Annotated in this window: 5 protein-coding genes and 1 pseudogene; 1 reads left to right on the forward strand and 5 read right to left on the reverse strand. The window is 69.9% G+C overall.

Annotated features, from left to right (window positions below; translation table 11 throughout):
* Positions 1-196 (forward strand): annotated as a pseudogene (locus J0695_RS36930) (ATP-binding protein); the annotation flags it as partial.
* An 82-nt stretch (positions 197-278) separates the two neighbouring features.
* On the opposite strand, the gene J0695_RS36935 reads toward J0695_RS36930, so the two are convergent.
* From J0695_RS36935 to afsQ1, 5 genes are all read right to left on the reverse strand, one after another.
* Positions 279-488, reverse strand: a complete 210-nt coding sequence (locus tag J0695_RS36935) for a PspC domain-containing protein (protein WP_206969130.1) — start codon at positions 486-488, stop codon at positions 279-281.
* Between the two features lie 91 nt (positions 489-579).
* Positions 580-1113, reverse strand: a complete 534-nt coding sequence (locus J0695_RS36940) for a VanZ family protein (protein WP_206969131.1) — start codon at positions 1111-1113, stop codon at positions 580-582.
* A gap of 92 nt (positions 1114-1205) precedes the next feature.
* Positions 1206-1835, reverse strand: coding sequence for a hypothetical protein (locus J0695_RS36945; RefSeq protein ID WP_206969132.1), 630 nt, complete (start codon positions 1833-1835; stop codon positions 1206-1208).
* Positions 1832-3325, reverse strand: a complete 1494-nt coding sequence (locus J0695_RS36950; protein WP_307798880.1) for an ATP-binding protein — start codon at positions 3323-3325, stop codon at positions 1832-1834. Before J0695_RS36950 ends, J0695_RS36945 begins: the two co-directional genes overlap by 4 nt.
* Positions 3322-3999, reverse strand: a complete 678-nt coding sequence (afsQ1, locus tag J0695_RS36955; protein ID WP_206969133.1) for a two-component system response regulator AfsQ1 — start codon at positions 3997-3999, stop codon at positions 3322-3324. The genes J0695_RS36950 and afsQ1 overlap by 4 nt, the downstream gene beginning before the upstream one ends.
* Positions 4000-4299: the final 300 nt, after the last annotated feature.

Genomic DNA, 4299 nt, shown 5'->3' on the forward strand with positions numbered 1-4299 from the left:
CCTCCCGGCCCTCCCGGCTCTCCCGGAGGCCGGTTCCGCACTCGGCACCGTCACCCAGACGCTCCCTGTCGAGGGCGTGGCCTCCAAGCTGCAGACCCTGCCGACCGCCGATGGTTCCGGCAACCCGGTCTCCGGCCTCCTCGGCGGCCTGCCGGTCGGCGGCGCCCTGCCCGGGCTGCCCGGCCTCGGTGGCTGAGGCTTAGCTTCCGTACGCACGCGAAAGGGCGCCCCCGGTTCACGTTCACCGGAGGGCGCCCTTTCGGTTGCGTACGCGACGACTACCAGGCGGCGGAGGAGGAGTGGGTCTTGTCCTCGTCCGGAAGCAGGATCCACAGCGCCAGGTAGAGCAGGAACTGCGGGCCGGGGAGCAGACACGAGACCACGAAGATCACGCGCATGGTCGTCGCGGATGTGCCGAAGCGCCGTGCCAGCGCTGCGCACACTCCGCCGAGGACGCGGCCGTCGCGGGGGCGGGCAAGTGCGGACATGAGGGGCTCCTTCGCGAGCTGTGGTGGGAGCCGCTCGACTGCGCTCCCGATGTATCCATGGTCGCCCGGAGGAGGGGTGCAAAGCGTCGGACTACGGGGCGATCCCGACCCTGGGAATCGTCGGGGTGGCACCCTGAGGCGGCTCATCCCGCAGGAGGGTCGCCACGGCGGACCGCTCCTTCCTGCGGCGCAGTCCGGCACGTCCCGCCGGTACGACGGCGAGGTGCGCCAGCGCCACCCCGACCGTGTTGAGCAGCAGCGAGTCGATGTCGACGACCTGCCCGGGCACCCCGGTCTGCAGAAGCTCGACGGTGAGCGAGATCAGCGCTCCGGCGGCGACGGTACGGGCGAAGGACAGCCAGGGGGACGCGTACAGGCGCCCGCCGGTCAGCGGCAGCAGCACACCCAGCGGGGCCAGCAGGGCCAGGCCCTGGCCGATCCGGCGCACGGCTTCGAGCGCGCCCAGGCCGAGATCGGCGCGGATGCCTGCGAAGGGGGTGAAGTTCGATGCGGTCACCCACATCACGTCCAGCGGCCGCAGGGTCAGCCATCCCACAAGCAGCAGATGCGCGGCGAGGAGAAGAAACCCCCCGACGCGGAAGCGGATGGCGGCATCACCGCCCATACCTTGACGCACGCCCCCCAAGACGCCCGGAACGGCAGGATCGGTTCCGCCGTACGGACATCAACCCATCCGGCCCTCAGGCCCTCACGAGCTCAAGGAACCGGGGTCGGCGCCGGCGAAGGCGTCGGCTCTCCCAGCGCGGGCACCGAGTCGGGCCTCGACTTCAGCTCCTGGGTGCAGGCGTACGCCCGCGTCGGCTCGCCGGAAGGCCCGCCGAGCACCACCGCGCCGTCCTCCGCTTCCACGAGCGCGCTCTCCGCGTACGTGCACACCACCTGGGCCAGCGCCCCCGACGGCAGGTCATCGGGCACCCGGTTGAGCCGCAGCGCGGTCTTGGGATCGCCCTTGTACGGCCCCTGCACGGTCAGCGAGCCCCGTACGTCCGTGGTGAACCCGGCGGCCTTCTCCGCGGCCGTCGGCTGCTCCTCCAGCTCGTTGAGCAGCAGCTGCGCCACCCGGATCCGGTCCGCGGTCCCCGCGCCCTGCGGGATCTGGACCGTACGGTCGGCGGAGACCAGCTGGGAGCCGCAGACCAGATAGATCCGGACCGGGATGCCCTCCATGGCCTGGGTGGTGACGTTCTCCGCGGGCAGATCGCACGGCACCCGCGACGGCGCCTGTCCGGCGTCGACGGGGACCGAGGTGTCGCGGATGCCGCAGCCGGTGGCGACGGCGCAGAGCGCCGCGATGCCCGCCAGCGCGAGCGCGGCCCGGTTTCTCATGCGCCGCCGTCCTGTTCGCTTTCACTGTCCACCGCGGAGTCGCGCGGCAGCCGCAGGACGAACACCGCACCGCCCTCGGTGGAGTTGGCGGCCGTGATGGTCCCGCCGTGGATATGGGCGTTCTCCATCGCGATGGAGAGCCCCAGACCGCTGCCCTCGGACCGCGGCCGAGAGGCGCTCGCCTTGTAGAACCGGTCGAACACGTGCGGCAGTACGTCCTCGGGGATCCCGGGGCCGTGGTCCCGTACCGCGATGACCAGCTCCTCGCCCTCCAGGCGGACCGAGACCCGTACCGGCGAACCTCCGTGCTTGAGCGCGTTGCCGATCAGATTGGCCAGGATCACATCGAGCCGGCGCGGATCGAGCGCCACCATGATCCCGCGCTCGGCGTCCAGGTCCACGGCGTCCAGCCAGGCCCGCGCGTCGATGCACGCGGTGATCTGGTCGGCGATGTCGACGTAGTCGAGCACCAGCCGCGCCGTCCCCGCGTCGAAGCGGGTGACCTCCATCAGGTTCTCGACGAGGGTGTTGAGCCGCCGTGTCTCGCTCACGACGATCTGCACCGCGGGCGCGATCATCGGATCGAGGCTGTCGGCCTCTTCCTCAAGGACTTCGCTCACCGCGGTGATGGCGGTCAGCGGGGTCCGCAGCTCGTGCGACATGTCGGCGACGAACCTGCGGCTCGCCTCCTCGCGCGCGCTCATGTCGTCGACCTTCTTCTCCAGCGAGGCCGCCGTCATGTTGAACGTCCGCGAGAGATCGGCGAGTTCGTCGGTCCCCGACACCCGCAGCCGGGTGTCGAGCTTCCCCTCGCCCAGGCGCCGCGCCGCATCGCCCAGACGCTGCACCGGCCTCAGTACGGTCGTCGCCGCGGCCTGCGCGAGGAGCGCGGCCCCGATGAGCGCGAGCGTGGTGGCGATGGCGAGCGACCAGGCGAGGGAGTTGAGGTCCTGCCGCTCCTTGTCGAGGGAGGTCAGCATGTAGCCGGTCGGACCGCCGCCGATGATTTTCGTCCCCGACACCAGATAGGGCTGCTTGCGGAGGGTGATGCGCTGCCAGAACAGGTGGTATGTGTACGGATTGCCCGGCGTGACCTTCTGCTCCTTGTTCACCGCCTCCCGCAGCGACTTCGGGACATCGGCGGGCGTGAACGTATCGAGGTTGGAGTACCCCACGGCCTCCTTGCCGCCGCTCTCGCCGACCAGCAGCACGCTGTAGTGCGGATTGCCGCTGCTCGACATCTGCACGGCGGCGGTCTGCAGCTCGCTCTGCGTCGGCTCCAGCGGCAGGGATGCGGCGCGGTTCTGCATCTCCTGGCGGAAGTCGTTGAGCGCGGAGTCCTGGGTGCGGGTCAGCACGGCCTCGCGGTTGAGCCAGTACGCGATGCCGGACGCGGAGACGGCGGCGGTCAGCGCGACCAGCGCGAAGACGACCACGAGCCGGAGCCTGAGGCTGGTCCACCGCAGACCGTGGAGGAACTTCACTCTCACTGAGGGGTGTCCAGCCGGTAGCCGACACCTCGTACGGTACGGATCAGGGTCGGCGAGGACGGCACGTCCTCCACCTTCGCGCGCAGCCGCTGCACACAGGCATCGACCAGGCGCGAGTCCCCGAGATAGTCGTGCTCCCAGACCAGGCGCAGCAACTGCTGCCGCGACAGCGCCTGTCCGGGCCGCCGGCTCAGCTCCAGGAGCAGCCGCAGCTCGGTGGGCGTGAGCATCAGGTCCTCGCCGTTCTTCGTCACGGTCATCGCCGACCGGTCGATCACGAGGGACCCGAAGGCGGCGGAGTCGGTGGATTCGCGTTCACCGCGGCGCAGCACGGCCCGGATGCGGGCGTCGAGCACCCGCCCCTGGACCGGCTTCACCACATAGTCGTCCGCACCGGACTCGAGTCCGACCACCACATCGATGTCATCGCTGCGCGCGGTGAGCAGGATGATCGGCAGTTGATCGGTGCGCCGGATCCGCCGGCACACCTCGAATCCGTCGATGCCGGGCAGCATCACATCCAGCACGATCAGGTCCGGCCGCTGCTCGCGCAGCAGTTTGAGACCGTCCTCGCCAGTGGCTGCCGTGGCAACACGGTGCCCCTGGCGTGACAGCGACAGCTCAAGGGCTGTGCGGATGGCGTCGTCGTCCTCGATCAGCAACAGGAAGGGCACGTTGGTCATTCTGGCCCATGGGACAGGGGGAGTTCGACAGTTGGAGCGCTCCCATCGAGACCTGTACCGCTGTGACAGCTCTGTGACAGTCGGCGGACACGGCCATGAAGGAGCGCGGGCAAGCTTTCAACACAGCCAGAAGCGCGAACAACCACCGACGGGGGGCGCGAGATGAACGCACTGCACAGCACCACCTCCAGCGCAGTAATCACGCGTCTCCACGACGTAACCGTGCCTGTTCAGAAGCCCGGTGGGTCGGGTGTACGGGGGTGCGCCCGCCCCACCGGGCTTCTGAACAGG

The organism is Streptomyces beijiangensis (genome assembly GCF_017315755.1).
GTDB lineage: Bacteria > Actinomycetota > Actinomycetes > Streptomycetales > Streptomycetaceae > Streptomyces > Streptomyces beijiangensis.

Coding starts and splice junctions, on each gene's coding strand:
- J0695_RS36935 (WP_206969130.1), bottom strand. CDS start 488: ATGTCCGCACTTGCCCGCCCCCGCGACGGCCGCGTCCTCGGCGGAGTG.
- J0695_RS36940 (WP_206969131.1), bottom strand. CDS start 1,113: ATGGGCGGTGATGCCGCCATCCGCTTCCGCGTCGGGGGGTTTCTTCTC.
- J0695_RS36945 (WP_206969132.1), bottom strand. CDS start 1,835: ATGAGAAACCGGGCCGCGCTCGCGCTGGCGGGCATCGCGGCGCTCTGC.